Here is a 26,594-nt window from a genome sequence, read left to right as displayed (position 1 = left end):
GAGGTACCGATATGTATTCATCAATAGCACAGGCCAATGACGCCATTATTGAACGTATTAAAGCCGCACGCCCGCACTGGGTTGCTGTTCGTCCGGCAAAAGAAGCGGTAGCGGAATTATCTTCTGGACGTAAATTACTCCATGCTGGTCCGCCGATTGCGTGGGGAGAGATGACTGGCCCGATGCGCGGAGCTTGTATTGGCGCATCGTTGTTTGAAGGCTGGGCGGCGAGCGAAGAAGAGGCCGTACGTCTGCTGGAGTTGGGTGAAGTGGAATTTATTCCTTGTCATCATGTGGGCGCCGTTGGGCCGATGGGGGGAATCACTTCCGCTAACATGCCGGTGTTAGTCGTGCGTGATATGGTGCATGGCAACCAATCCTGTTGCAACCTGAACGAAGGGATCGGTAAAGTGATGCGTTTTGGCGCTTACGGCGACGATGTGCAGACGCGTCTGCGCTGGATGCGCGATACCCTGGCACCAGTACTGCAGGAAGCCTTATCCCGTATGGAGAACGGCGTTGATTTGACGGCGATGATGGCTCAGGCTATCACTATGGGTGATGAGTTCCATCAGCGTAACATCGCCGCCTCTTCACTGTTGCTGCGTACTTTGTCTCCGGTGATTGCGGGGCTGGATCGTCCGAAAGCGGAAATCATTGAAGTTCTGCAATTTCTCAGCATCACCGATCAGTTCTTCCTCAACCTGGCGATGGCCTACAGTAAAGCGGTCATGGATGCGGCGGCAGTGATTAAAGCGGGCTCGGTGGTCACGGCGATGACGCGCAATGGTCGTGAATTCGGTATTCGCGTCAGCGGTACCGGGGATCGTTGGTTCACCGCACCGGTAAATACGCCGCAGGGCTTGTTCTTCACCGGCTACAGCCAGGCCGACGCGAACCCAGATATCGGCGATAGCGCGATTACCGAAACGCTAGGCATTGGCGGTGCTGCGATGATTGCCGCACCGGGGGTAACCCGTTTTGTCGGCGCAGGCGGAATGGGCGCGGCACTGGAAACCTCCGAAGAAATGGCGGAAATTTACCTTGCCAACAATCCGCTGTTCCAGATCCCGTCATGGGATTTCAAAGGGGCATGTCTGGGACTGGATATTCGTCGTGTAGTTGAAACCGGGATCACTCCGCTCATCAATACCGGTATCGCTCACCGCGAAGCGGGGATTGGTCAGGTAGGAGCAGGTACTGTTCGCGCGCCGCTGCTGTGCTTTGAAAAAGCGCTGGAAGCGCTGGCGGAAGAGCATCACATCACCGCGTAATAAGAGGCCGGATGGCGACGCCATGCGTTTTATCCGGCCTACAGGCCATGGACGGGCATCGGTTGTAGGTCGGATAAGGCAGCCACTCCTCGCAGACATTGCCCGGTGGCGCTTATCGGGCCTACGTGAGGCATATCGGAGCATATCCATGATCACTATCAATGCGCTGGCCTGTGCCGGGCTTGATCGACTCCCGGACGGTGAATGGTTATTGCACAGCCGATTCTCGCAGGCGATAAACTTCGCCCACGCGAGTGGCGAACTGCTGACGTTGTATCGCTATGGCAAAGGCATGGGGCCAACGGGCATTTTATTGAGCCATGCGCAATTTTCCTGCCTGACGATGACGGCGCAACTGCATAAAAACGGCAATATCCTGAACGGGCCGGGCCTCAGCGTTCATTCTCGTCGTTCGCTCAGGCTGCAACTGACGCCTGGCGCAGTTCTTCCTGTCGATCTCTCTTCTTGTTTACACCAAAGCGGCTTATGCGGAAGACTCAATCAACCGCTTGATGCCATGCCATTGTACCCGGAAATTATGGCCGGGCTTGAGCGCTGGCAGCACGGGAGCGACCCTGACTGGTGCTGGCTCATCGGACGTGGGCCGGGGCTGACCCCCAGCGGTGACGATATGCTGACGGGGATGCTGGCGGTACTTTGCGCTGCGCGTAAACCGCTCCACCTTTTTTTACCCCCAGCGGATAAACTGGCATTATTCACAACGGCGGTAAGCTGTAGCTATCTGAATAGCGCCAGGCTGGGCGAGTTCTCGACGCCTGTTCTGAGCGTGATTCGTGGTTTACAAACCGGACGTGACGCTAACCGTGCGCTTCACCACCTTCTCGCGGTAGGACACACCTCCGGCGCTGATACCATACTGGGGATAGCCTTAGCGCAACGCTGGCTTCACAGAGCTGACTCAAGGGGACTGAATGCTCGATCAGGAAACAATACGCACGTTTATTCGGGTGGCTGAGACGGAAAGCTTTTCCCGTGCCGCCAGCTCGCTACATAAAACACCCGCAGCGATCAGCTACCGGATAAAAACGCTGGAAGAACAGATAGGGACGCAGCTTTTTTTGCGTACCACCCGTTCCGTCAGCCTGACGCTGGCGGGTCAGCACCTGCTCGAACATTGCCGACAGTGGCTCAACTGGCTGGACGCCATGCCAGATGAGCTTCAGCAGATCAACGCTGGCGTTGAACGTCAGGTGAATATCGTCATCAACAATTTGCTGTATCAACCGCAAACGACCGCGGATTTACTGACGTGGCTGCACCAACAGTTTCCTTTTACCCGCTTCCAGATTTCCCGCCAGGTATATATGGGCGTCTGGGACTCACTATTATATGACGACTTTCAGCTGGCGATTGGCGTCACCGGATCGGAGTCATTGTCGAACACTATTTCTCTGCTGCCGCTGGGGGATATCAGTTGGCAGTTCGTGGTTGCACAGAGCCACCCTTTAGCCAGCCATCCGGCGGAAGTGTTATCTGATGATATGCTGCGACGCTATCCGGCCATCAACATTGAGGATACCTCACGGACCCTTACCCGCCGTGTAGCGTGGCTGCTGAGCGGGCAGAAGGAGATAAAAGTTCCGGATCTCAGTACTAAGCTAGCCTGCCACTTAAGCGGCCTGGGCGTTGGTTTTCTGCCGGAGCGCATGTGCCGTCCTTACGTCGAGTCTGGCGCGCTCATCGCCCGTTCGGTGGCGAACTTTCGTCAGCCATCACCACTATCCATTGCCTGGAAGAATGCCGGAAGCGGGAAAGTGGTCAGTGAAATTGCTGAAATTTTCAGGCAGAAGCACCCCCTTGTCGGCGGATTTTTGCGGATGGTCGATCGTCCTGCTGAGCGGTAAAAGTCACCCTGTACATTATTGGTCCGTCATGAAAATGGCATATTCTTCTGTTTTTGTTTACCTTTAACATGTTGTTTTCGTGAGAATGATCTCATTTGCTTATTTTGCTATGACCAAGGAAAATTGAATGGAAGATTTGAATGTTGTCGACAGCATAAATGGTGCGGGCACCTGGCTGGTGCGCAACCAGGCATTACTGCTTAGCTATGCCGTAAATATTGTTGCGGCTATCGCTATTATCATCATCGGGTTGATTGTGGCGCGCATGATCGCCAACACGGTAAATCGACTGATGCGCGCGCGTCATATTGATGCGACAGTAGCAGACTTCCTTTCTGCGCTGGTGCGTTATGGGGTTATTGCGTTTACGCTAATTGCGGCTCTGGGGCGAGTGGGGGTCCAAACCGCCTCAGTTATCGCCGTACTGGGTGCCGCCGGTTTAGCCGTCGGTCTGGCATTACAGGGATCGCTTTCTAACCTTGCGGCTGGGGTATTGCTGGTTATGTTCCGCCCGTTCCGTGCTGGTGAGTACGTCGACCTGGGCGGTGTTGCTGGTACGGTATTGAACGTACAAATCTTCTCCACGACAATGCGCGCGGTTGACGGCAAAATCATCGTCATTCCGAACGGTAAAATTATTGCGGGCAATATCATCAATTATTCTCGCGAGCCGGTTCGCCGTAACGAATTTATTATTGGCGTGGCCTACGATTCGGATATCGATCAGGTAAAACAGCTGCTAACGACGATTATCGAGTCCGACGATCGTATTTTAAAAGATCGCGAAATGACGGTGCGTTTGAATGAACTGGGAGCGTCATCCATTAATTTTGTGGTACGTGTCTGGAGTAAAAGCGGCGATTTGCAAAACGTCTACTGGGACGTGCTGGAACGTATTAAGCGTGAATTCGACGCTGCCGGTATTAGCTTCCCGTACCCGCAAATGGACGTCAATTTTAAACGCGTGAAAGATAACGCCACAGAATAACGTTTCCAGCGATCCCTGCTGGCGCTGCGCTTATCCGTCTGTAACATGCTCGTGTGCAGATCGGATAAGCGTTAGTTGCCATGAGATATATCCCCTTTCATTAGAGTTTCTTATTAGCGATTAATATTATCAATTTCCGCTAATAATGCTCCCGCGTTATAGTCTGTTTTTAAGAAAATCAGTTCAGGGTAGTTAACGTGATATCTTATTATTTTCAAGGGCTTGCTCTTGGTGCCGCCATGATCCTTCCGCTGGGTCCGCAGAATGCGTTTGTGATGAATCAGGGAATTCGTCGTCAGTATCACCTCATGATAGCGCTGCTCTGCGCGTTGAGTGATTTAGTTCTGATTAGCGCCGGTATTTTTGGCGGTAGCGCGTTGCTGATGCAGTCGCCGTGGCTGCTGGCGCTGGTTACCTGGGGCGGCGTGGCATTTTTATTATGGTACGGTTTTGGCGCGTTGAAAACATCGATGAGCAGTAACCTGGAACTCGCCAGCGCCGAGGTCATGAAACAGGGGCGCTGGAAAATTATTGCCACTATGTTGGCGGTAACGTGGCTGAATCCGCATGTTTATCTGGATACATTTGTTGTGCTGGGCAGCCTCGGTGGGCAGTTGGATATGGAGCCGAAGCGATGGTTCGCGCTCGGTACGATTAGCGCATCGTTCCTGTGGTTTTTTAGTCTGGCGCTGCTGGCGGCCTGGCTTGCACCCCGGCTGCGTACGGCTAAAGCACAGCGTATTATCAATATTCTGGTTGGGGGCGTGATGTGGTTTATCGCGTTCCATCTGGCGAGAGAAGGCGTCGCGCACATTCACGCACTTTTCAACTAAGCGTTGTCTGATGGACAACAGGCTGTTATCCGCTAAGCTTGCCTGCATGAGCCCTGTCTCTCAGGGCGATGATAGCAACATGGAGGAAAAACGGTGAAGCTCAAAGTGATAGCCCTGGCTGCATTAGTCGGTTTAAGTGCAATGTCGGCGCAGGCAAGCGAATTGCCGGAAGGCCCGCACATCGTTACTTCTGGTACAGCAAGCGTTGATGCTGTGCCCGATATCGCCACATTAGCGATTGAAGTGAATGTCGCAGCAAAGGATGCCGCGACGGCGAAGAAGCAGGCCGATGAGCGCATGGCGCAATATCTTTCCTTCCTGCAGCAAAATCAGATAGCGAAGAAAGACATTAGCGCGGCGAATCTGCGCACGCAGCCGGACTATGATTACCAGAATGGTAAAAGCATTCTGAAAGGCTACCGCGCGGTACGAACCGTGGAGGTAACACTGCGTCAGTTAGATAAGCTCAACGCTTTACTGGATGGCGCGTTAAAAGCCGGACTGAACGAGATCCGTTCTGTCTCGCTGGGCGTAGCGCAACCAGACGCTTATAAAGATAAGGCGCGCAAAGCCGCCATTGATGACGCCATACATCAGGCCCAGGCGCTGGCGGCTGGTTTTAACAGCAAACTGGGACCGGTTTACAGCGTTCGTTACCATGTCTCTAATTATCAGCCGAGTCCGGTAGTTCGAATGATGAAAGCCGCAGATGCGGCGCCAGTTTCCGCGCAGGAGACTTACGAGCAACCGACTATTCAGTTCGACGATCAGGTGGATGTGGTATTCCAGCTTGAGCCTACGCCAGAGCCGCCTGCAGCGGCGCCTGATGCGCAGTAATCTGACTTAGCGGCCCGGGGTTCCGGGCCGCGCTTTTCCCTTGTCATCACTATTTTTCTGTGAGCAACTGTAAAACTGCGAACTGACATCCAGTCTTTTTTTTCCGCCGAATGAGGATAGACCATAGTGATTTTCTGAGGTGACTATGGATATTTTTATTTCTAAAAAAATGCGAAATTTCATCCTGTTGGCGCAGACCAATAATATTGCCAGGGCGGCGGAGAAAATCCACATGACGGCTTCGCCTTTTGGGAAAAGCATCGCTGCGCTGGAGGATCAAATTGGTTATACGCTATTTACCCGTAAAGATAACAGTATCAGTCTGAATAAAGCGGGGCAGGAACTTTATCAAAAACTCTTTCCCATCTATCAACGTTTATCGGCTATCGATAATGAGATTCATCGCTCCGCACGTCGTTCACGCAACATTGTGATAGGTATTGATAATACGTATCCAACCATTATTTTCGATCAGTTGATTAGTCTCGGCGACAAATATGACGGCGTGACGGCTCAGGCCGTCGAATTCAGCGAAAATGGTGTGATTGATAACCTGTTCGACAGGCAGCTCGATTTTATTATTTCGCCACAGCATGTATCGGCGCGTGTGCAGGATCTGGAAAACTTGACGATTAGCGAACTGCCGCCGTTACGCCTTGGCTTTCTGGTTTCCCGGCGGTATGAAGAAAAGCAGCCGCAGGATTTACTGCGTGAACTGCCCTGGCTGCAAATGCGTTTCCAGAACCGGGCCAATTTCGAGGCGATGCTGGATGCCTACATGCGGCCCTGCGGGATCAATCCTACGGTAATTTACCGTCCGTACAGCTTTATGGCCAAGATAAGCGCGGTGGAACGCGGCCAATTCCTGACGGTAGTGCCGCATTTCGCCTGGCGGCTGGTGAATCCGGCAAAACTGAAATATTTTGATGCGCCGTACAGCCCAATGTACATGCAGGAGTATCTTTATTCTTTGAAAAATCATCAATATACCGCCACGATGCTCCGACATATCGCCGAAGATCGCGACGGAGACGATCTAGCCGAGCATTGATCCTGTTTCCAGCAGGTTACGATGAAGATCAAAAGCGTGGTTAAGGTCGTGATGAATATGACCGCCGGGCGCGTTTTCCAGATAACGGTGCAAATAATCGCGGTAAAGCGGATGTGCGCAGCGATCAATAATGGTATGCGCGCGTTGCAGGGGAGAGAGCCCGCGCAGATCGGCAATCCCCTGTTCGGTAATGATCACTTTAACGCTGTGCTCGCTGTGATCCACATGGCTGCACATTGGCACGATGGTGGAAATTTTTCCGCCTTTCGCAACGGACGGGGCCATAAAGATTGAGAGATAAGCGTTACGCTCAAAATCACCGCTGCCGCCGATACCGTTCATCAAATTCACGCCGGCCACATGCGTGGAATTGGCATGACCATAGATATCAAATTCCAGACCGACATTCAGCGCAATGACCCCAAGCCGCCGGATAATTTCCGGATTATTGGAAATCTCCTGCGGGCGCAGCACAATACGACTGGCGAAGAAATCCATATTATCGTAAATCTTTTGCAGCGAGTCGGCGGAAACCGTCAGGCTGGAGGCGCTGGCGCCTGTGATTTTGCCTGTCTCCAGCAGATGAACCACAGACTCCTGCAATACTTCGGAATACATCATAAACGATGGAATATCCGGATTCTCGCCAAGCCGCGCCATTACCGCATTATTGATATTGCCCACGCCGCTTTGCAGCGGTAAAAATTCTGCCGGAATGCGCCCTTGCGCCATCTCACCCAACAGAAATGTCACCACATTATCGGCGATCTGCTGGCAGATAGGGTTGGCCTTATCCAGCATATTGCCAGCATCGGGGAGATCGGTGTCTACCACTGCGACAATTTTTTGCGGATCGATTTGCACATACTGGTTACCAACGCGATCCATCGCATGAAAAATCGCGACGCTATTACGTCGCGGCGGCGCGCCGGGAATGACGATATCGGCCAGCTCGGCGACGCGTGGATTATGATAGTGATTCAGTTCGATAATCACTTTTTTGGCCCGCAGTAGCCAGGTCGGCGCATTGCCGATACCGCTGGATAACCAGATGCGTCCATCATGGGTTATCGCAGTGGCTTCAATAACGGCCACATCGATCTCGCCAAAAAAACCGTAGTTAACCATCTGCGCGACTTCGCTCAGATGCAGATCGACAAATTTAACCTGCCCCTGATTAATTTTTTGGCGCAGGCCGGATGATGTCTGATAGGGGGCGCGCCAGGAGACCGCGTCGGCCTCCGACAAGGCATCGTCGGCAGCGGCGCTGATAGACGCGCCTGTTAAGAGCCGAATTTGAAAAGGCTGCTGCATCTGGTGCAGAATATTGGCGCGTCTGGCGATAGCGGCAGGCAGCGCTTTAGGCGAACCGGCGGGGGTAAAACCGCTGAACGCAACCATATCGTTATGCTGGATAATATCCGCCGCGTCATCGGCGCTCATTATTGGCCAGGAAACTTTCATCGCTCGCACCTCACCCTCAATGCCCCACGAAGTGAGGCTTACGTTTTTCCAGAAAAGCGCTCATACCTTCCTGATAATCCTCGCTGTCATAAACGGCGCGCCGCATTCCCTGAATACGCTCAAACTCGTCGGAATTCATGGTGTGCGCTTCACCCAGCACTCGCAGTTCTTCTTTGATCACGGCAATGGCCAACGGCGCTTTTTCTGAAATATGGTGCGCCATCTGTAGCGTGAAATCCTCCAGTTCGTCGGCCTCAACCACATGGTTAAGAATGCCGACTGCCAGTGCGCGCTGGGCAGTGATCGGCGAGGCGGTAAAAATCAGTTCTTTAACGATATGGAACCCCGCATCGCGGGTCAGGTTATGAATGCCGACCAGGTTGTATGGCACGCCGAGATTGACCGGCGTCATGGAGAAGGTTGAGGTGCTGGCGGCGATGATCAGATCGGAGCTCATGATCATCTCAAATGCGCCTCCCCAGACGCTACCCTCCACCATAGAGATCACCGGCTTGGGATACTTCTGGATCATACGGGTGATCTGGCGCAGCGGATCGTCATAAGAGAGCGGATCGCGCCGTCCGCTGGGCAACTCATGGATATCATGGCCTGCGGAAAAGACTTTTGCGCCGCTGGGGGCGCGCAAAATGATACAGCGGATTTCTGGACGATTAAGATCGTCAAGCGCCTGCATAAGGTCATGAATAAAGACTTTGCTCAGAGCGTTAAGCTTACGAGCATAGTTGAATTCAATAACTGCGACCTTTTGGATAATAACGACATTGACATATTGATAAGACATAATAATCTCTTTATTGGAAATAATGATTCTGTAGAAATTCGCGCATATGCTGAAGGCCGGTACGCGGTGAAAGATTGTTGCTTTTCACGGCCTGCAATGTGTGCTGGAAATAGCGTGCAAAATCAGGGCGGGCAAATAGCATTTGCAGCGCCTGTTCTTTTGTTTGTTGCTGCAACCAGTAAATCGCCTGCTGGCGGCGTACCTGCTCCAGGCGACCGCTGGCGGAAAGGGTAGAGCGGAAATCGCAGAGGGTTTGCCACACCTGGTCGATTCCACTTTTTTGCAAAGCGCTACAGGCCAACACCTGCGGTTGCCATTCCACGTATTTACGGCGCAGAATGTGCAATGCGCTTTCGTACATATGGCGGGCGATAGCCACATTGCCGCGATTATCGCCATCATCCTTATTAATAACGATCAGATCCGCCATCTCCATGATGCCCTTTTTAATCCCTTGCAGCTCGTCGCCGCCGCCGGCAAGCTGTAGCGCAATAAAACAGTCCACCATGTTGGCGACTTCCGTTTCCGACTGACCGACGCCTACGGTTTCGACGATCGCAACGTCGTAGCCTGCCGCCTCACACAGCAAGATAAGCTCCCGCGCGCGCAGACAGGCGCCGCCCAGATGCCCGCCAGAAGGGACCGGGCGAATAAATGCCGCGTCCGATCGCGAAAGCGCTGTCATCCGGGTTTTATCGCCGAGAATACTGCCACCGCTTACCGGACTGCTGGGATCGACAGCGATGACGGCCACGCGTAATCCCTGTTGAATTAACAACATACCGAAAGCTTCCAAAAACGTGCTTTTTCCGGCGCCTGGCGTTCCGGTGATCCCCAGTCGCAATGCATTGCCGGTAAAAGGCATGATGGCATCTAGCAGGCGTGCGCTAAGGTCCTGATGCTGAGGATGGCTGCTTTCTATCAGCGTCATCGCCTGCGCGAGCGTAGCGCGATCGCCCTGTCGCAGGCGACTGGCGGCCTCTTTCAGCGTGCTCTCGTTAATCATGATGTTGACTGATCCGGGTTAGCACATCGCGCACGCTCTCGAGCATTGGCGTGCCGGGGCCGTAAATTGCCGCCACGCCATGTGCTTTAAGAAAAGCGTAGTCTTGCGGCGGGATCACGCCGCCCGCCACCACGCAGATGTCCTCGCGTCCCCATTCTTTGAGTGCCGCCACCAGTTGCGGAATCAGTGTTTTATGGCCGGCCGCCAGCGATGAGGCGCCTACGACATGAACATCATTTTCCACTGCCAGGCGAGCAATCTCTTCCGGTGTAGAGAACATGGGGCTGAGATCGACATCGAAGCCGAGATCGGAATAAGCGCTGGCGATGACCTTCGCTCCGCGATCGTGGCCGTCCTGACCCATTTTGGCTATCAGGATGCGCGGACGGCGGCCTGTGTCAGCGAGAAATTGCTGAGTTTGCGCAACAATGGCGTCAAACTCACTGGCGGATTTATCGGACTGATGGTAGCTTTGCGCAATCACGCCAGTCACGCACTGACTGGGCACCAGATAGCGGTCAAACGCCGCCTCCAGCGCATCGGAGATTTCGCCCAGTGTGGCGCGAACGCGTGCGGCCTCAATGGCGGCGGCCAGCAGATTTTCATGGTGTTGCGCCGCCTGGGTCAGTGCTTCCAGTGCGGCTTTCACCGCACGGTTATCACGGGTAGCGCGGATGCGTTCCAGCGCGGCGATCTGCTCATGGCGCACCTTCACGTTATCAATTTCCAGTACTGCTGTTTCGTCCTCTTTTTCCAGCTTGTATTTGTTGACGCCGACAATAACGCGCTCGCCCTGGTCTATGAGCGACTGTTCGCGGGCGGAGGCTTCTTCGATCATCCGCTTCGGTAATCCAGCCTCGATCGCCTTCGCCATGCCGCCCGCCTCGTCGATCTGTTTGATAATCGTTCTGGCTTGTTTGACGATCTGATCGGTGAGCGACTCGACGTAATACGATCCCGCCAGCGGATCGACGGTGCGGCAGATCGCTGACTCTTCCTGAATAATAATCTGCGTATTACGGGCGATACGCGCTGAAAAGTCGGTCGGCAGACCGAGCGCTTCGTCAAAGGCGTTGGTATGCAGCGACTGGGTGCCGCCAAGCGTGGCGCCGAGCGCTTCAATGGTCGTGCGAATGACGTTGTTATAAGGATCCTGCTCGGTCAGGCTCCAGCCGGAAGTCTGGCAATGGGTGCGTAGCGCCAGCGATTTGGGGTTAGTCGCACCGAAACGGCTAACCGCCTCGCTCCACAGATAGCGTGCGGCGCGCAGCATGGCGACATTCATGAACAGATCCATGCCGATGCCGAAAAAGAACGACAGCCGGGGAGCAAAATCGTCAATTTTCAATCCGGCAGAAAGGGCGGCTTTAATGTATTCAATACCGTCCGCCAGGGTAAACGCGACTTGCTGTACGCAGTTCGCGCCGGCTTCGCCCATGTGGTACCCGCTGATGCTGATAGTGTTAAAGCGCGGCATGTTGCCGGAACACCAGGCGATGATATCCGCAATAATACGCATGGACGGTTTTGGCGGATAGATATAGGTATTACGACACAGATACTCTTTCAGAATGTCATTTTGTATCGTGCCGGTGAGTTGTTCAGGTGTGACGCCTTGCTCTTGCGCCGCCACGATATAAAACGCCATCACTGGCAATACCGCGCCGTTCATCGTCATTGACACCGACATTTTGTCCAGCGGGATCTGGTCGAACAGGACTTTCATATCTTCGACGGTGTCAATCGCGACGCCCGCTTTGCCGACATCGCCCGCCACGCGAGGATTATCGGAGTCATAACCGCGGTGGGTTGCCAGGTCAAAGGCGACGGAAAGGCCTTTTTGTCCGGCGGCCAGGTTGCGGCGATAAAAGGCGTTGGATTCTTTGGCGGTGGAGAACCCGGCATACTGGCGAATGGTCCACGGTTGGGCGGTGTACATGGTTGCGCGCGGACCGCGTACGTAAGGCGGCAGGCCGGGCAGCGTACCGGTGACTTCCAGATTATCAAGGTCGGCTTCGGTATACAGGGGTTTAACGGCAATGCCTTCCGCCGTTTGCCGTACCAGTGATTCAACGGTTTTTTCCCGTCGGCTTAGCTCTTTATTGGCGAGCATTTGCCACGCCTGCAAATTAGCCATTTTTTGCTCCGTATTACGCAATGAAATGAAGATTTGCTAATACGGTGAGCGTTTTCAGTCGCCTTGTCGCCAGCAAAAAATAGCCAACGGCGCGTCGTTTTTTGCCGCCTGAAATTTATAATTTTGTGATGAATTTCAAAGAAGTAATAAGGTAATAGTGGGTCATGCAGGCCGGATAAGGCGTTCACACCGCCATCCGGCATTAATAAGAAAGGTTAATCCTGGCGCAGCACCTTGTGCCCGTACTCCAGCAACGCATCGGTCACTTTACGCATCATCCTGCTTTCCGGGGCAAAGCGGTGCCAGTAAAGCATCCTGCGTTGTAGCAAACCGGGCGTTAAGTTTATCAACTCGCCGCTTTCCAGCTCTTTCTCAATTTGCAGGTGAGGGATCATGCAGCAGGTCGTGCCCTGACGGGCCAGTTGTACAAAAGCTTCGGATGAATTCACGATATGGCACGGCACGCTGCCAGGTGGTAGATCGAAATTTTGTTGTAAAAAGGCCTGATGCATATCATCCAGATGGTCGAACGCGACGGCGGGCGCTTTCAGCAGAGACGAACGGGTAACGCCGTTGGGGAAATAGCGCTCAGCAAACGGTTTTGATGCGACAAACAGATAGTCGAGCGCGCCCAGTTTATCCACCAGGCAACTGGGCAGCGCCTGATGCTGGATACTGACCGCGCCCACTACCTCGCCGCGGCGCAGGCGTTCTTGTGTACGCGTTTCATCTTCCACCTGCAAATTGAGGCGGATAGGGGAGTCCGCCAGTACCGGCGCCAGCGCCGGCAGCAGCCAGGTCGCCAGACTGTCGGCGTTGACCGCCAGCGACAGCAGTAACGGCGTAGAGCCGGTTTGTTCATCGCCCAGCCACTCCTCTTCCAGTAACTCGACCTGGCGCAGCAGTGCCAGTAGTTTTTGCCCCTGTTCCGTGGGGCGAGGAGGAACGGTACGCACCAACAAAGGTTGTCCGAACATATTCTCAAGCTGTTTTATGCGCTGTGAGACGGCGGATTGCGTGATGCACAGCTTCTGGGCGGCGCGCTCGAATCCTCGTTCACGTATAACGGCATCCAGCGCCTGTAGTGTTCTGTAGTCCGGACGTTTCATTGTTGTGTCATGCTCCTGATATTTTTTTCCGCACTATGACATAAATTTGCCATCGGTACAGATGAAATCCGTAGCCTGTGGACGGACACAGAGATTTTTCCCGACAATGTTCTATAATGCGGCTGAATTTTCACACCACAGGCGAAACGATCTATGACGCAGGATGAACTGAAAAAAGCGGTAGGATGGGCGGCACTTCAGTATGTACAGCCCGGCACCATTGTGGGCGTTGGTACAGGCTCAACGGCTGCACACTTTATTGATGCGCTGGGCACAATGAAAGGCCAGATTGAAGGCGCGGTCTCCAGCTCGGACGCCTCGACTGAAAAACTCAAAAGCCTCGGTATTCATGTGTTTGATCTTAACGAGGTGGATAGCCTGGGCATTTATGTCGACGGCGCGGATGAAATCAACGGCCATATGCAGATGATCAAAGGCGGCGGCGCGGCATTAACCCGTGAGAAAATTATTGCTTCCGTGGCGGAGAAATTTATCTGTATTGCGGATGCCTCTAAGCAGGTGGATATTCTGGGAAAATTTCCGCTGCCAGTCGAAGTGATCCCGATGGCGCGCAGCGCGGTTGCTCGCCAGCTGGTGAAACTGGGTGGACGTCCGGAGTACCGTCAGGGCGTGATTACGGATAACGGTAATGTCATTCTGGATGTCTATGGTATGGAAATCCTGGATCCCATCGCTCTGGAAAATGCCATTAACGCCATTCCGGGCGTGGTGACCGTAGGGTTGTTTGCCAATCGGGGTGCGGATGTCGCATTGATTGGCACGCCGGATGGGGTGAAAACCATCGTAAAATGATCCCGACGGGCATATTTCCGGTCGTGTAAAAAATTTGGCCAGGGCAAATTTGGTGACATATATCACGTTTAATCGTTTGCCCTGCCGATCCCTCCAAAGAAAAAGTTATTCCTGGCATTTTCATCTGGTATTTCCCGCTGTATGCGATTCCTTCAGGGCAGTGACGCAAACGTTCATATTGCCGCGACAATTTTTTTTGATATGTTGAAGGACGGATGTAAATCCACACACAACATCAGATGGCAAAAAAAGACAGGATCGGGGAAATGGCAAAGGTATCGCTGGAGAAAGATAAAATTAAATTTCTGCTGGTTGAAGGGGTGCATCAAAAGGCGTTGGAAAGCCTTCGTGCGGCAGGTTACACCAATATTGAATATCATAAGGGCGCGCTGGACGCTGAGCAGCTGAAAGCGTCCATCCGCGATGCCCACTTCATCGGCCTGCGATCCCGTACTCATCTGACAGAGGAAGTGATTAACGCCGCAGAGAAATTAGTGGCGATTGGCTGTTTTTGCATCGGTACCAACCAGGTTGATTTGAATGCGGCGGCGAAACGCGGTATTCCGGTCTTTAATGCGCCATTCTCGAATACCCGTTCCGTAGCGGAACTGGTGATTGGCGAGCTATTACTGCTACTGCGCGGTGTGCCGGAAGCGAACGCCAAAGCGCACCGTGGCGTATGGAATAAGCTGGCGGCAGGGTCGTTTGAAGCGCGCGGGAAGAAACTGGGCATTATTGGTTATGGTCATATCGGGACGCAGCTGGGGATTCTGGCGGAATCGCTGGGTATGCATGTTTACTTCTATGATATTGAAAATAAACTGCCACTCGGTAATGCGACCCAGGTGCAGCATCTTTCTGAATTGCTGAATATGAGCGATGTGGTGAGTTTGCACGTCCCTGAAAACGCCTCTACCAAAAACATGATGGGCGCGAAAGAGATTTCCCTGATGAAGCCGGGTTCACTGCTCATTAACGCCGCGCGCGGAACGGTGGTGGATATCCCGGCTTTGTGTGATGCGCTGGCGACGAAACATTTGGCGGGAGCGGCGATCGACGTTTTCCCGACAGAACCCGCGACGAACAGCGATCCGTTTACCTCTCCGCTGTGCGAATTTGATAATGTGATCCTGACGCCGCATATCGGCGGTTCGACGCAGGAAGCGCAAGAAAACATCGGTCTGGAAGTTTCAGGAAAACTGATTAAGTATTCGGATAACGGCTCGACGCTTTCCGCTGTGAATTTCCCGGAAGTGTCGCTGCCATTGCATGGTGGCCGTCGCCTGATGCACATCCATGAAAACCGCCCGGGCGTACTGACGGCACTTAACCAGATCTTTGCCGAGCAGGGCGTTAACATTGCCGCGCAGTATCTACAAACCTCTGCCCGAATGGGGTATGTTGTGATTGATATAGAGGCCGATGGCGATGTGGCGGAGAAAGCGTTACTGGCGATGAAGGCGATTCCTGGCACTATTCGCGCCCGCTTACTGTACTAATTTTACATTTGCCGGATGGCGCTACGCTTCCTGGGCCTGAATAAGCGTGTAGGCCGGGTAAGGCGTCGCCGCCACCCGGCAATGAATCATCGCTACCATTGCCATATTTTCGACGGCGTAACTATTGCAGGTAGCGGAATATCCCACTCTTCAACCGGTAGTTTTTCGACAAGCTGGCAATCATGTGCATAGCCAACCGGCGTCATGCCATGCTGCTGCCAGTTCTGCAATGTACGGTCATAAAAGCCGCCGCCCATACCTAAGCGTTGTCCGTATTGGTCAAACGCCACCAGCGGCGTGACCAACACATCTAACTCAGATAGTGGCAATATGTCGCGGACATTCAGCTTAGGTTCCTGAATTTTCAGACGGTTCGTCACCAGTTCACTGTGTGGGTGATAGTGCAAAAACAGCAAGTTACCGGGGCTGAACGGATGAAGCACAGGCAGATAAACGCGCTTCCCCGAACGCCACAACTGGTCGATCAGCGGTTGTGTATCAAGTTCGCCATCAAAAGACAGAAACACGGCAACGGTGTTTGCCTGCACCACGGGAGGATACGCAAGCATACGCGTGGCGGCACGCTGGCCGAAGTCGAGTTGTTGTTGTGGCGTTAACGCACGTCGACGCTGCCGAATCATACGGCGAATGTCATTGCGGGATAAGGGAAGTTCAGAATGTAGTGTCATGGCTGTCGCCAGTCAGAAAGGGAATCTCCGAGATGCCGCCGCAGGCTGTAACCCTTGAACCCTTGGTTCAAGGTGAATGTGTCGTCACAGTTTTAAGGCTTCTCGGACGAACCGAGCATGCTCACCAACCGCGGAGCGCCACATTCTTGTGGTATGAAATATCGGCTCAGGGGACTGGCCCGCTTGCAAACATCTCAGAGAAATTCTGTTTTCACCATCACTTTACCATAGTAAAGCGGAAAGTGTTATTCAAAGTTTTGGCCCGTTTTTTCGGTTATGCGACCCTGATCAAGCAACGCTTGTTCTATGGTCTGTTGTAACATCCGAATACGTTGTTCCATGCTCGCCGCGTAGTCGCGGGTCTTCGCTTTTTCCTGAGTTAACTCATAGCTGATATTCAATGCGGCAATGAAAACCAGCTGCTCAGTATTTGTGACTCTAGTGCGAACTTTCAGATCTTGCAACCGCTGATTGAGATCGTCCGCAGCCTGATTCAACGCATCCCTTTGGTCAGGCGGGCAATTCACTCGCAGTGAACGGCCAAAAATTTGGATATCGACGGGTTGTGCAGACATGCCACCTTCCTGCTGATTGACTGCGCTGCCTTCGTCTCCAGACCCAGGGTCCGCGAAGGGGCGACACTATAGCTACCCTGGTGTGAAGATACAAGCCCTTTTCTGGTTCACCAGGGTCCAAAGTGGTAGCATATCATGAATATTCCTCCCTTTGATGACGAATGCTTATGTCTATACAGAACGAAATGCCTGGTTACAACGAAATGAACCAGTTTTTGAACCAACAAGGGGCGGGTCTGACCCCGGCTGAGATGCACGGTTTAATCAGCGGAATGATTTGCGGCGGCAATAACGACAGCTCATGGCAGCCGCTGCTTCACGACCTGACGAACGAAGGTCTGGCTTTCGGGCATGAACTTGCTCAGGCGCTGCGCAAAATGCACGCGGCGACCAGCGATGCGCTGGAAGACGATGGTTTTCTTTTTCAGCTTTATCTGCCTGAAGGCGACGATGTCAGTGTGTTCGATCGCGCGGATGCGTTGGCTGGATGGGTTAACCACTTTTTGCTTGGCCTCGGCGTCACGCAGCCTAAACTTGATAAAGTTACCGGCGAAACGGGTGAAGCGATCGATGACCTGCGTAATATTGCGCAGCTTGGTTATGATGAAAGCGAAGATCAGGAAGAGCTGGAAATGTCGCTCGAAGAGATCATCGAATATGTTCGTGTTGCGGCGCTGTTATGTCATGACACTTTCACGCGCCAGCAGCCAACCGCGCCGGAAGTGCGTAAACCGACGCTACACTAAGAACAAGATGAAATGGAGGCCATGTCATGACTCAGCAGGAATACCAACGCCGGCGCCAGGCACTACTGGCGCAAATGCAGCCCGGCAGCGCCGCGCTGATCTTTGCCGCTCCGGAGGCGACGCGCAGCGCAGACAGTGAATATCCGTATCGCCAGAGCAGCGACTTCTGGTATTTCACCGGGTTTAACGAACCGGAAGCTGTGCTGGTGCTGATTAAGAGTGATGACACCCATAACCACAGTGTTTTGTTCAACCGTGTTCGTGATCTGACGGCGGAAATCTGGTTTGGCCGCCGTTTAGGGCAGGGCGCCGCGCCGGAAAAATTGGGTGTTGATCGGGCACTGGCGTTTAGCGAAATCAACCAGCAACTCTTTCAGTTGCTTAACGGTCTGGATGTGGTGTACCACGCGCAGGGCGAATATGCGTATGCTGACGAGATTGTTCTGGCTGCGCTGGAGAAACTGCGTAAAGGTTCCCGTCAGAATCTGATTGCGCCTGCTACCATGACCGACTGGCGACCAATGGTGCATGAAATGCGCCTGTTCAAATCGCAGGAAGAGATTGCGGTGATGCGTCGCGCCGGGGAAATCAGCGCGCTGGCGCATATTCGCGCGATGGAAAAATGTCGTCCAGGGATGTTCGAGTATCAACTGGAAGGCGAAATTCACCATGAATTTAATCGGCACGGCGCGCGCTATCCGTCCTATAACACCATTGTCGGCAGCGGCGAAAACGGCTGCATTCTGCATTACACTGAAAACGAAAGCGAAATGCGCGACGGCGATTTAGTGCTTATCGATGCGGGCTGTGAATACAAAGGTTACGCGGGCGATATCACGCGCACTTTCCCGGTGAACGGGAAGTTCACGCCAGCTCAGCGTGAAATTTATGACATCGTTCTGGAATCGCTGGAGACCAGCCTGCGACTATTTCGTCCCGGCACCTCCATTCAGGAAGTGACCGGCGAAGTGGTGCGCATCATGATAACCGGGCTGGTGAAACTGGGGATTTTGCGCGGAGAAGTCGATCAGCTGATTGCCGAAAACGCGCATCGTCCTTTCTTTATGCATGGCCTGAGCCACTGGCTGGGGCTGGATGTTCATGATGTCGGCGTTTACGGACCGGATCGCTCCCGTATCCTGGAGCCAGGCATGGTATTAACCGTGGAGCCGGGCCTTTACATCGCGCCGGATGCCGACGTACCGGAAGCGTATCGTGGTATTGGCGTTCGTATTGAAGATGACATTGTTATTACCGAAAACGGTAATGAAAACCTGACCGCCAGCGTTGTGAAGAGGGCGGACGACATTGAAGCGTTAATGGCGGCGGCGCGACAGCAATGAGCGTCATTATTGTTGGCGGCGGTATGGCTGGCGCGACGCTGGCGCTGGCTATTTCCCGGTTCAGTCATGGGACGTTGCCGGTACATCTGATTGAAGCGAAAGCGCCTGAAGCAGACAGTCATCCCGGTTTTGACGCCAGAGCAATTGCACTGGCGGCAGGCACCTGTCAACAACTGGCGCGAATTGGCGTCTGGCAGGTGATTTCCAGTTGTGCAACGGCAATTAAAACCGTACACGTTAGCGATCGCGGTCATGGCGGATTTGTGACTCTCGACGCGGAGGATTACCGGCTGGCAGCGTTGGGACATGTTGCGGAATTGCATGATATCGGGCTGCGTCTGTTTGCTCTGTTGCGTCAGGCGCCGGGCGTGACGTTGCACTGTCCGGAGCGTGTGGCCAGCGTGTCGCGCACTGAACAGCAGGTTAATGTCACTCTGGAAAATGGCCGGGTGATAACGGGCAGCGTTTTGGTGGCGGCTGACGGCACCCATTCCGCATTGGCGACCGCCTGCGGCGTTGACTGGCGGCAGGAACCCTACGAACAGTTAGCGGTAATCGCGAATGTCGCGACCTCCCTCCCGCATCAGGGACGTGCCTTTGAACGTTTTACCCCACATGGCCCATTGGCAATGTTGCCAATGTCGCAAGGCCGGTGCTCTTTGGTCTGGTGCCATCCACTTGACCAGCGCGATGAGGTACTGGGGTGGTCTGACGCGCAATTCTGTCAGGCGTTGCAGACCGCGTTCGGCTGGCGGCTGGGGCGTATTACTCAGGCCGGTAAGCGCAGCGCGTATCCGCTTTCTCTTACCACCGCAGCGAAAGCGTTTACTCACCGGACCGTACTGGTCGGCAATGCGGCGCAGACGCTGCATCCTATCGCCGGGCAAGGGTTTAATCTCGGTCTGCGCGATGTCATGAGCCTGGCGGAAACGCTGGTCTCAGCACAAAACGCGGGTGAGGATATGGGCGCTTATTATGTATTATCGCGCTATCAGCAGCGTCGTCAGGCTGACCGGGATGCGACGATTGGCGTGACGAACGGTCTGGTCCATCTGTTTGCCAACCGCTGGGCGCCGTTGGTGGTGGGACGTAACATCGGGTTAATGGCAATGGACCTGTTCCCGCCCGCTCGCGACGTCCTGGCGCAGCGAACGCTTGGCTGGGTCGCACGATAAGGAACCGTATGCCGCTATCCGGCAGGAGCGGCGCACCGATGCCTGATGGCGTTAAGCTTATCAGGTCCACGAAAGACGAATAACGTTTTGTCCGGGAGTAAATAGTGCAAAGTGTTGATGTAGCAATAGTTGGCGGAGGCATGGTGGGACTGGCTGTCGCCTGCGGCTTGCAGGGCAGCGGTTTGCGCGTTGCAGTACTGGATCAGTTTGTCCCCCAGCCGTTAGCGAGCGATGCGCCGCCTCAGCTTCGCGTATCGGCGATTAATGCCGCCAGCGAAAAACTGCTTACTCGGTTAGGCGTCTGGTCAGATATTGTGGCGCGCCGGGCAAGTTGCTACCACGGTATGGAGGTCTGGGATAAAGACAGCTTTGGCCGTATTACGTTCGATGACGCGAGCATGGGATATAGTCATCTGGGGCATATTGTTGAAAACAGCGTTATTCACTACGCACTGTGGCAAAAAGCGCAGCAAGCAGTGGATATCACCTTAATGGCGCCAGCGGAGTTGCAGCAGGTTGCCTGGGGAGAGAACGACGCTTTCCTGACCTTAAAAAATGGTGCGATGTTAACCGCGCGCCTGGTGATTGGTGCGGATGGCGCAAACTCCTGGTTACGTAACAAAGCGGATATCCCCTTAACCTTCTGGGATTATCGCCACCATGCGCTGGTGGCGACTATCCGAACTGAAGAGCCCCACGGCGCCGTTGCCCGCCAGGTGTTCCATGGTGAAGGTATTCTGGCGTTTCTGCCGTTAAGCGATCCGCATCTGTGCTCCATTGTCTGGTCGCTTTCTTCGCAGGATGCGGAACGTATGCGCCAGGCCAACGACGAGGCATTTAACCAGGCGTTGACTATCGCTTTCGATAATCGATTGGGGTTATGTCATGTGGAAAGCGAACGACAGGTTTTTCCGTTGACGGGCCGCTATGCCCGCCAGTTTGCCGCGCACCGTCTGGCGCTGGTCGGCGATGCTGCGCACACTATCCATCCGTTGGCAGGGCAGGGCGTTAACCTCGGCTTTATGGACGCTGCTGAACTGGTGGACGATTTACGCCGGCTTCAGCGCCAGGGCAAAGATATTGGCCAACATCTCTACTTGCGTCGCTATGAGCGTAGCCGTAAACACAGTGCGGCAATGATGCTTGCCGGAATGCAGGGCTTTCGTGAGCTGTTTGCCGGAGAGAACCCGGCGAAGAAGCTGCTGCGCGATGTTGGACTGAAACTGGCCGATACGCTTCCTGGCGTTAAACCCCAGCTTATTCGTCAGGCGATGGGCTTAAACGATCTTCCGCAATGGCTTCGTTAAGCGTCTGATCTTACGTCTGTAAGAGTTTGATTCCCGTCACACTTTGCTTTCCCGGCTGTCGCGCCGGGAGGGCTTTCTCATTTGAAATAATCTAATTTTACCGCTTATTTCACATTATATTTTCTAATGCTTCTATTTTTGCCTTGGGCGATTTTCAGCATTTTTTCCGCATTTAATATCACTAAATAGCGAGTTAAATCGTATCAGCTACCTGTTTATCGGTGTTATTCGTCATGATATTGGTTTTTTATGCTGATGGCTTTTTAGCGGCTTTTAGCCATAAGCTAATGTGATGGCAAATTCAGGCTTATGGTTTAGCGGTGACTTCGGTGGTAAGTTCAGGAACAAGAGAACGTTTGCGTCGGCGCAGGAAAAAGGGCGTCGATGCCCGGTTTCGTGGCGAAGATTTCCCATGAAAATGGTTATTAGCCCTGCTAATTCAACGAGGAAAAGATGGCCCAACAGACGCCTTTATACGAACAACATACGCTATGCGGCGCCCGCATGGTCGATTTTCATGGCTGGATGATGCCCCTGCATTACGGTTCGCAACTTGATGAACACCACGCTGTTCGCACTGATGCCGGGATGTTTGATGTGTCGCACATGACCATCGTGGATTTGCGTGGTAGCCGCACCCGGGAGTTTCTGCGCTCTCTGTTGGCAAACGATGTGGCGAAACTCACTAAAACCGGTAAAGCCCTCTATTCCGGTATGCTCAACGCATCGGGTGGGGTTATTGATGACCTTATCGTTTATTACTTCACCGAAGATTTCTTCCGCCTCGTTGTTAACTCCGCCACCCGCGAAAAAGACCTCTCCTGGATTACTCAACACGCTGAACCTTATGCCATTGATATCACCGTGCGTGACGACCTGTCGCTGATCGCGGTGCAGGGGCCAAACGCGCAGGCAAAAGCCGCCACCCTGTTTAACGATGAGCAGCGCCAGGCGGTGGAAGGCATGAAACCCTTCTTCGGTGTTCAGGCAGGCGACCTGTTTATCGCCACCACCGGTTATACCGGGGAAACGGGCTATGAAATCGCGATGCCCAATGAAAAAGCGGCGGACTTCTGGCGTGCTTTGCTGGACGCTGGCGTAAAACCTTGTGGTCTCGGCGCGCGCGATACGCTGCGTCTGGAAGCGGGCATGAACCTTTACGGCCAGGAGATGGACGAGGGGATCTCTCCGCTGGCGGCCAATATGGGCTGGACCGTCGCCTGGGAACCGGTCGATCGTGACTTCATCGGTCGTGAAGCGCTGGAAATGCAGCGTGAAAAAGGCCACGAGCAACTGGTCGGTCTGGTGATGACCGAAAAAGGCGTACTGCGTAACGAACTGCCGGTGCGCTTTACCGATGCGCAGGGTAATCAGCAGGAAGGTGTGATTACCAGCGGGACATTTTCTCCTACCCTGGGCTACAGCATTGCGCTGGCGCGCGTGCCGGCCGGTATCGGCGAGACGGCGATTGTGCAGATTCGCAATCGCGAAATGCCGGTAAAAGTAACGAAACCTGTTTTTGTACGTAACGGCAAAGCTGCTGCGTGATTCAACCCTTTTGGAGATTAATTGATGAGCAACGTACCCGCAGAACTGAAATACAGCAAAGAACACGAATGGCTGCGTAAAGAAGCCGATGGCGCTTATACGGTTGGCATTACGGAACATGCACAGGAGCTGCTCGGCGATATGGTTTTCGTTGACCTGCCGGAAGTTGGCGCGACGGTAAGCGCTGGCGATGATTGCGCCGTCGCGGAATCGGTGAAAGCGGCCTCTGATATTTACGCGCCGGTAAGTGGTGAGATTGTGGCGGTCAACGATGCGCTGAGCGACTCTCCGGAACTGGTGAACAGCGAACCGTATGCGGGCGGCTGGATCTTCAAAATCAAAGCCAGCGATGAAAGCGAACTGGAGTCGCTGCTGGACGCCACGGCGTACGAAGCATTGTTGGAAGACGAATAAATACGCTTCATCTTTCACGATGCAGGCGCGTTGGCTTCCTCGCTCATCCCAGTCACTTACTTATGTAAGCTCCTGGGGGCTGTGTCGCCGCCTTCCTGCAACGCGAATGATTTTGCGTATTCGTTTATATGCTCAGGCCCGGTAAGCGTAGCGCCACCGGGCAATTGCGTTAGAGACAATCACGATTCACTGCACGTTTCAGGAACCATCGCCCATGACACAAACGCTAAGCCAGCTTGAAAACAGCGGCGCTTTCATTGAACGCCACATCGGACCGGACGCCGCGCAGCAGCAAGAGATGCTGAACGCCGTTGGCGCAGAGTCATTAAACGCGCTAATCGGTCAGATTGTGCCGAAGGATATTCAGCTTGCCACCCCGCCACAGGTGGGGGGCGCCGCAACCGAATTTGCCGCGCTGGCCGAATTAAAAGCCATCGCGAGCCGCAACAAGCGCTTCACGTCTTATATTGGCATGGGCTACACCGCCGTGCAGCTGCCACCAGTGATTCTGCGCAACATGCTGGAAAATCCGGGGTGGTATACGGCCTATACGCCTTACCAGCCGGAAGTTTCTCAGGGCCGTCTGGAAGCACTGCTGAATTTTCAGCAGGTGACGCTGGATCTGACGGGGCTGGATATGGCTTCTGCCTCTTTACTGGACGAGGCGACTGCCGCTGCCGAAGCGATGGCGATGGCAAAGCGCGTCAGCAAGCTGAAAAATGCCAACCGTTTCTTTGTGGCGGCTGACGTCCATCCGCAAACGCTGGATGTTGTGCGCACCCGCGCTGAAACCTTCGGTTTTGACGTGATTGTGGATGATGCCGCGAAGGTGCTGGATCATCAGGATGTGTTTGGCGTGCTGTTGCAGCAGGTCGGCACTACCGGTGAGGTTCACGATTACAGCGCGCTCATAAGCGAACTGAAATCTCGTAAAATGATCGTTAGCGTTGCGGCTGATTTTATGGCATTGGTGCTGCTGACCGCGCCAGGCAAACAGGGCGCGGATATTGTCTTTGGTTCCGCACAACGTTTCGGTGTGCCAATGGGCTACGGCGGCCCGCACGCGGCATTCTTTGCCGCTAAAGACGAATTCAAACGCTCAATGCCGGGCCGTATCATCGGCGTTTCGAAAGATGCCGCAGGCAATACCGCGCTACGTATGGCGATGCAAACTCGCGAACAACATATTCGTCGTGAGAAAGCCAACTCCAACATTTGTACCTCGCAGGTGCTGCTGGCCAACATCGCCAGTCTGTATGCCGTTTATCATGGACCGGTAGGGCTGAAGCGTATCGCTAACCGCATTCACCGCCTGACTGATATCCTGGCAGCAGGTTTGCAGCACAAAGGGCTTAAACTGCGTCATGCGCACTATTTTGACACTTTGTGTGTCGAGGTCGCTGATAAAGCGGCGGTTCTGGCGCGCGCGGAAGCGGCGGAAATTAACCTGCGCAGCGATATCCATAACGCGGTGGGCATTACGCTTGATGAGACGACCACTCGTCACAACGTTCTGCAATTGTTCAATGTACTGCTGGGCGATGATCATGGCCTGAATATTGATGCTCTGGACAAAGATGTGGCGCTCGACAGCCGCTCCATTCAGAGCAGTATGCTGCGTGATGACGCGATCCTGAGCCATCCGGTATTTAACCGCTATCACAGTGAAACCGAGATGATGCGCTACATGCACTCTCTGGAGCGTAAAGATCTGGCGCTGAATCAGGCGATGATCCCGCTGGGGTCCTGCACCATGAAGCTGAATGCGGCGGCAGAAATGATCCCCATCACCTGGCCGGAATTTGCTGAGCTGCATCCGTTCTGCCCGCCTGAACAGGCGGAAGGTTATCATCAGATGATCGGTCAATTGTCTGACTGGCTGGTCAAACTGACCGGTTATGATGCCGTTTGCATGCAGCCGAATTCCGGGGCGCAGGGCGAATATGCTGGCCTGCTGGCAATCCGCCATTACCACGAAAGCCGCAATGAAGGGCATCGCGATATCTGCCTGATCCCGGCTTCTGCTCACGGTACCAACCCGGCTTCCGCACAGATGGCGGGTATGCAGGTGGTGGTGGTCGCCTGTGATAAGAACGGCAACATCGATCTGGACGATCTGCGGGCGAAAGCGGAGCTGGCTGGTGAAAACCTGTCCTGCATCATGGTGACCTACCCATCCACCCACGGTGTGTACGAAGAGACGATCCGTAATGTGTGCGACATCGTTCATCAGTTTGGCGGCCAGGTTTATCTGGATGGCGCTAATATGAACGCGCAGGTGGGGATTACTTCACCGGGCTTTATTGGCGCAGATGTTTCGCATCTCAACCTGCATAAAACCTTCTGTATTCCACACGGCGGCGGTGGTCCGGGCATGGGGCCGATTGGCGTGAAATCTCATCTGGCGCCGTTTGTGCCTGGTCATAGCGTCGTCCACATTGAAGGAATGTTAACCCGTCAGGGCGCGGTATCAGCAGCACCGTTTGGTAGTGCCTCTATTCTGCCGATTAGCTGGATGTATATCCGTATGATGGGCGCGGAGGGCTTAAAACAGGCAAGTCAGGTGGCGATTCTTAACGCCAATTATATTGCCAGCCGTTTGCAAGACGCTTTCCCGGTACTGTATACCGGCCGTGATGGTCGTGTGGCGCACGAATGCATTCTCGATATTCGTCCGCTGAAAGAAGAAACCGGCATCAGCGAACTGGATATCGCCAAACGCCTGATCGACTATGGATTTCATGCTCCGACGATGTCGTTCCCGGTCGCCGGTACGCTGATGGTGGAACCAACCGAATCGGAAAGCAAAGTGGAACTGGATCGCTTTATTAATGCGATGCTGGCAATTCGCGCCGAAATCGATCGTGTGAAAAATGGCGAATGGCCGCTTGAGGATAACCCGCTGGTTAATGCGCCGCATACGCAAAACGAGCTGGTCGCAGAGTGGAATCACAGCTATAGCCGCGAAATCGCCGTTTTCCCGGCGGGCGTGGCGAACAAATACTGGCCGACCGTAAAACGTCTGGATGACGTATATGGAGACCGGAACCTGTTCTGCTCGTGCGTACCGATGAGCGAATATCAGTAATCCGGCATTAACACCCTGTAGGCCGGGTAAG

General features: G+C 53.8%; 23 protein-coding genes and 1 other RNA gene. 16 read left to right on the top strand and 8 right to left on the bottom strand.

The features are described from left to right. Window positions 1-11 precede the first annotated feature (11 nt). From SBG_RS13755 to srsR, 7 genes are all read left to right on the top strand, one after another. Complete coding sequence (locus tag SBG_RS13755; protein WP_000287391.1) at window positions 12-1,274, top strand: YlbE family protein; 1,263 nt, start codon at window positions 12-14, stop codon at window positions 1,272-1,274. A 148-nt stretch (window positions 1,275-1,422) separates the two neighbouring features. Continuing rightward, window positions 1,423-2,250 carry a DUF2877 domain-containing protein gene (locus tag SBG_RS13750; protein WP_000628512.1) on the top strand — a complete coding sequence of 276 codons (828 nt, stop codon included), beginning with the start codon at window positions 1,423-1,425 and terminating at the stop codon, window positions 2,248-2,250. Continuing rightward, window positions 2,207-3,139: an HTH-type transcriptional activator AllS gene (gene allS, locus SBG_RS13745; RefSeq protein WP_000886718.1), complete on the top strand. Its 933-nt coding sequence runs from the start codon at window positions 2,207-2,209 to the stop codon at window positions 3,137-3,139. Before SBG_RS13750 ends, allS begins: the two co-directional genes overlap by 44 nt. Window positions 3,140-3,266: 127 nt before the next feature. Continuing rightward, on the top strand, window positions 3,267-4,127 hold the full coding sequence (locus SBG_RS13740) for a small-conductance mechanosensitive channel MscS (RefSeq protein ID WP_000389827.1): 861 nt from the start codon (window positions 3,267-3,269) through the stop codon (window positions 4,125-4,127). A 197-nt stretch (window positions 4,128-4,324) separates the two neighbouring features. Beyond that, window positions 4,325-4,960, top strand: coding sequence for an arginine exporter ArgO (gene argO / locus SBG_RS13735; RefSeq protein WP_000626878.1), 636 nt, complete (start codon window positions 4,325-4,327; stop codon window positions 4,958-4,960). A 93-nt stretch (window positions 4,961-5,053) separates the two neighbouring features. Then, complete coding sequence (locus SBG_RS13730; RefSeq protein ID WP_000770081.1) at window positions 5,054-5,797, top strand: oxidative stress defense protein; 744 nt, start codon at window positions 5,054-5,056, stop codon at window positions 5,795-5,797. A gap of 145 nt (window positions 5,798-5,942) precedes the next feature. Continuing rightward, on the top strand, window positions 5,943-6,848 hold the full coding sequence (srsR, locus tag SBG_RS13725) for a LysR family transcriptional regulator SrsR (protein ID WP_000350783.1): 906 nt from the start codon (window positions 5,943-5,945) through the stop codon (window positions 6,846-6,848). On the opposite strand, the gene SBG_RS13720 is transcribed toward srsR, so the two are convergent. The 5 genes from SBG_RS13720 to argP all read right to left on the bottom strand — a co-directional run bounded on the left by SBG_RS13720 (window position 6,834) and on the right by argP (window position 13,366). Further along, window positions 6,834-8,312, bottom strand: a complete 1,479-nt coding sequence (locus tag SBG_RS13720; protein ID WP_000868911.1) for an acetyl-CoA hydrolase/transferase family protein — start codon at window positions 8,310-8,312, stop codon at window positions 6,834-6,836. The genes srsR and SBG_RS13720 overlap by 15 nt on opposite strands. 16 nt (window positions 8,313-8,328) lie before the next feature. Continuing rightward, complete coding sequence (gene scpB / locus SBG_RS13715; RefSeq protein WP_000122070.1) at window positions 8,329-9,114, bottom strand: methylmalonyl-CoA decarboxylase; 786 nt, start codon at window positions 9,112-9,114, stop codon at window positions 8,329-8,331. 10 nt (window positions 9,115-9,124) lie between these two features. Next, the gene (gene meaB / locus SBG_RS13710) at window positions 9,125-10,120 is read right to left on the bottom strand and encodes a methylmalonyl Co-A mutase-associated GTPase MeaB (protein WP_000606716.1); all 996 of its coding nucleotides are present in this window, start codon (window positions 10,118-10,120) and stop codon (window positions 9,125-9,127) included. After that, the gene (gene scpA / locus SBG_RS13705) at window positions 10,113-12,257 is read right to left on the bottom strand and encodes a methylmalonyl-CoA mutase (protein WP_000002051.1); all 2,145 of its coding nucleotides are present in this window, start codon (window positions 12,255-12,257) and stop codon (window positions 10,113-10,115) included. The genes meaB and scpA overlap by 8 nt, the downstream gene beginning before the upstream one ends. Window positions 12,258-12,472: 215 nt before the next feature. Then, complete coding sequence (argP, locus tag SBG_RS13700) at window positions 12,473-13,366, bottom strand: DNA-binding transcriptional regulator ArgP (protein WP_000828345.1); 894 nt, start codon at window positions 13,364-13,366, stop codon at window positions 12,473-12,475. 153 nt (window positions 13,367-13,519) lie between these two features. Here argP and rpiA point away from each other — a divergent pair, with 153 nt between their 5' ends. Both rpiA and serA read left to right on the top strand, forming a co-directional pair. Then, window positions 13,520-14,179: a ribose-5-phosphate isomerase RpiA gene (gene rpiA / locus SBG_RS13695; RefSeq protein ID WP_000189742.1), complete on the top strand. Its 660-nt coding sequence runs from the start codon at window positions 13,520-13,522 to the stop codon at window positions 14,177-14,179. Between the two features lie 266 nt (window positions 14,180-14,445). Next, the gene (gene serA / locus SBG_RS13690; protein WP_001151629.1) at window positions 14,446-15,678 is read left to right on the top strand and encodes a phosphoglycerate dehydrogenase; all 1,233 of its coding nucleotides are present in this window, start codon (window positions 14,446-14,448) and stop codon (window positions 15,676-15,678) included. A gap of 92 nt (window positions 15,679-15,770) precedes the next feature. Here serA and SBG_RS13685 read toward each other — a convergent pair whose 3' ends face one another. The 3 genes from SBG_RS13685 to zapA form a co-directional block, all read right to left on the bottom strand. Continuing rightward, window positions 15,771-16,367: a 5-formyltetrahydrofolate cyclo-ligase gene (locus SBG_RS13685; protein ID WP_000172493.1), complete on the bottom strand. Its 597-nt coding sequence runs from the start codon at window positions 16,365-16,367 to the stop codon at window positions 15,771-15,773. A 20-nt stretch (window positions 16,368-16,387) separates the two neighbouring features. Beyond that, a non-coding RNA gene (gene ssrS / locus SBG_RS21985) (6S RNA) lies at window positions 16,388-16,571 on the bottom strand. A gap of 41 nt (window positions 16,572-16,612) precedes the next feature. Next, complete coding sequence (gene zapA / locus SBG_RS13680; RefSeq protein WP_001276011.1) at window positions 16,613-16,942, bottom strand: cell division protein ZapA; 330 nt, start codon at window positions 16,940-16,942, stop codon at window positions 16,613-16,615. A 167-nt stretch (window positions 16,943-17,109) separates the two neighbouring features. Between zapA and SBG_RS13675 the strand changes: the two genes are divergently transcribed. The 7 genes from SBG_RS13675 (at window position 17,110) to gcvP (ending at window position 26,563) form a co-directional block, all read left to right on the top strand. Further along, complete coding sequence (locus SBG_RS13675; protein WP_000027231.1) at window positions 17,110-17,688, top strand: YecA/YgfB family protein; 579 nt, start codon at window positions 17,110-17,112, stop codon at window positions 17,686-17,688. Window positions 17,689-17,714: 26 nt separating this feature from the next. Continuing rightward, window positions 17,715-19,031 carry a Xaa-Pro aminopeptidase gene (gene pepP, locus SBG_RS13670; protein ID WP_000193695.1) on the top strand — a complete coding sequence of 439 codons (1,317 nt, stop codon included), beginning with the start codon at window positions 17,715-17,717 and terminating at the stop codon, window positions 19,029-19,031. After that, on the top strand, window positions 19,028-20,206 hold the full coding sequence (gene ubiH / locus SBG_RS13665) for a 2-octaprenyl-6-methoxyphenyl hydroxylase (RefSeq protein WP_000111156.1): 1,179 nt from the start codon (window positions 19,028-19,030) through the stop codon (window positions 20,204-20,206). The genes pepP and ubiH overlap by 4 nt, the downstream gene beginning before the upstream one ends. 104 nt (window positions 20,207-20,310) lie before the next feature. After that, a complete protein-coding gene (ubiI, locus tag SBG_RS13660; RefSeq protein WP_001192156.1) occupies window positions 20,311-21,513 on the top strand; it encodes an FAD-dependent 2-octaprenylphenol hydroxylase in 1,203 nt (400 codons plus the stop codon). A 453-nt stretch (window positions 21,514-21,966) separates the two neighbouring features. After that, window positions 21,967-23,061, top strand: a complete 1,095-nt coding sequence (gene gcvT / locus SBG_RS13655) for a glycine cleavage system aminomethyltransferase GcvT (RefSeq protein WP_000068743.1) — start codon at window positions 21,967-21,969, stop codon at window positions 23,059-23,061. Window positions 23,062-23,085: 24 nt separating this feature from the next. Continuing rightward, window positions 23,086-23,475, top strand: coding sequence for a glycine cleavage system protein GcvH (gene gcvH / locus SBG_RS13650; RefSeq protein ID WP_020845168.1), 390 nt, complete (start codon window positions 23,086-23,088; stop codon window positions 23,473-23,475). Window positions 23,476-23,689: 214 nt separating this feature from the next. Continuing rightward, window positions 23,690-26,563 (top strand): aminomethyl-transferring glycine dehydrogenase, encoded by a 2,874-nt coding sequence (gene gcvP / locus SBG_RS13645; protein ID WP_000194989.1) that lies wholly within the window; start codon window positions 23,690-23,692, stop codon window positions 26,561-26,563. The last annotated feature ends 31 nt before the right edge of the window (window positions 26,564-26,594 follow it).

The sequence above is a fragment of the Salmonella bongori NCTC 12419 genome, assembly GCF_000252995.1.
GTDB lineage: Bacteria > Pseudomonadota > Gammaproteobacteria > Enterobacterales > Enterobacteriaceae > Salmonella > Salmonella bongori.
The sequence above is the reverse complement of the archived record's forward strand: the minus strand, read 5'-3'. Positions and strand labels throughout refer to the sequence as shown.

Coding starts and splice junctions, on each gene's coding strand:
- ubiH (WP_000111156.1), top strand. CDS start 19,028: ATGAGCGTCATTATTGTTGGCGGCGGTATGGCTGGCGCGACGCTGGCG.
- gcvP (WP_000194989.1), top strand. CDS start 23,690: ATGACACAAACGCTAAGCCAGCTTGAAAACAGCGGCGCTTTCATTGAA.
- SBG_RS13740 (WP_000389827.1), top strand. CDS start 3,267: ATGGAAGATTTGAATGTTGTCGACAGCATAAATGGTGCGGGCACCTGG.
- srsR (WP_000350783.1), top strand. CDS start 5,943: ATGGATATTTTTATTTCTAAAAAAATGCGAAATTTCATCCTGTTGGCG.
- SBG_RS13720 (WP_000868911.1), bottom strand. CDS start 8,312: ATGAAAGTTTCCTGGCCAATAATGAGCGCCGATGACGCGGCGGATATT.
- SBG_RS13675 (WP_000027231.1), top strand. CDS start 17,110: ATGTCTATACAGAACGAAATGCCTGGTTACAACGAAATGAACCAGTTT.
- scpA (WP_000002051.1), bottom strand. CDS start 12,257: ATGGCTAATTTGCAGGCGTGGCAAATGCTCGCCAATAAAGAGCTAAGC.
- argP (WP_000828345.1), bottom strand. CDS start 13,366: ATGAAACGTCCGGACTACAGAACACTACAGGCGCTGGATGCCGTTATA.
- allS (WP_000886718.1), top strand. CDS start 2,207: ATGCTCGATCAGGAAACAATACGCACGTTTATTCGGGTGGCTGAGACG.
- rpiA (WP_000189742.1), top strand. CDS start 13,520: ATGACGCAGGATGAACTGAAAAAAGCGGTAGGATGGGCGGCACTTCAG.
- SBG_RS13750 (WP_000628512.1), top strand. CDS start 1,423: ATGATCACTATCAATGCGCTGGCCTGTGCCGGGCTTGATCGACTCCCG.
- serA (WP_001151629.1), top strand. CDS start 14,446: ATGGCAAAGGTATCGCTGGAGAAAGATAAAATTAAATTTCTGCTGGTT.
- gcvH (WP_020845168.1), top strand. CDS start 23,086: ATGAGCAACGTACCCGCAGAACTGAAATACAGCAAAGAACACGAATGG.
- SBG_RS13685 (WP_000172493.1), bottom strand. CDS start 16,367: ATGACACTACATTCTGAACTTCCCTTATCCCGCAATGACATTCGCCGT.
- zapA (WP_001276011.1), bottom strand. CDS start 16,942: ATGTCTGCACAACCCGTCGATATCCAAATTTTTGGCCGTTCACTGCGA.
- scpB (WP_000122070.1), bottom strand. CDS start 9,114: ATGTCTTATCAATATGTCAATGTCGTTATTATCCAAAAGGTCGCAGTT.
- gcvT (WP_000068743.1), top strand. CDS start 21,967: ATGGCCCAACAGACGCCTTTATACGAACAACATACGCTATGCGGCGCC.
- pepP (WP_000193695.1), top strand. CDS start 17,715: ATGACTCAGCAGGAATACCAACGCCGGCGCCAGGCACTACTGGCGCAA.
- meaB (WP_000606716.1), bottom strand. CDS start 10,120: ATGATTAACGAGAGCACGCTGAAAGAGGCCGCCAGTCGCCTGCGACAG.
- SBG_RS13755 (WP_000287391.1), top strand. CDS start 12: ATGTATTCATCAATAGCACAGGCCAATGACGCCATTATTGAACGTATT.